Consider the following 658-nt stretch of genomic DNA (forward strand, 5'->3'; position numbering starts at 1 on the left):
ACCTGCCATTTCATCCGGCCGTCTCTGCCGATTGCGGCGATATGCTGGTCCCTTTGGCCGGCAGGTCTATCGTCGAATGGTTCGACCGCGTTGGCATGAGGCGGAATGACGATTGCGGCGGCAGCGCTGTGATCGATGACTGCGTCGTAAGTCGGTTTTCCGTCATAGGCGCCGTCAGCAGTAAGCTGTCCGATCGGACCGCCAATCTGGTCGAGTAGTGGCTCAACTTGAGAGACATCGCCAGTGTCCTGATCAGTCAGGGTATGGGCAATGATCTCGCCGCTGTCGGCATCCAGTGCCAGATGCAGCTTGCGCCAACTGCGACGGGATCTGGCGCCGTGCTTCTCCTCCAGCCACTGACCCGCGCCGTAGACCTGCAGGCCGGTGCTGTCGACAAGAACATGCACTGGTCCCTCCGGCGGAACCTGGCGATCATGCCGTTTGTTGGGCGATTGCCATTTCCGCGCCCGACGGCTCAGGGTGGTATGATCGGGGACAGCGAGCGCCAGCCCCATCAGTTGCAGCACCGATTCCAGCAAGCCTTCTGCCTGGCGCAGCCGCAGGCCAAACACAAGGCCCAGCGTCAAGGTGGTCTCGATCGCCAGATCAGAATAGCGGTGCTGGCCGCCACGTGTCTTGCGTCTTGGCGCTTGCCACC

1 protein-coding gene is annotated in these 658 nt (G+C 61.9%); it reads right to left on the reverse strand.

The annotated features are described in order from the left end of the window. Positions 1-658 (reverse strand): IS5 family transposase (locus tag NKJ88_RS32935; RefSeq protein ID WP_352446981.1); only part of this gene is annotated, 658 nt, incomplete at both ends.

The sequence above is a fragment of the Mesorhizobium sp. M0016 genome (assembly GCF_040324035.1).
Taxonomy (GTDB): domain Bacteria; phylum Pseudomonadota; class Alphaproteobacteria; order Rhizobiales; family Rhizobiaceae; genus Mesorhizobium.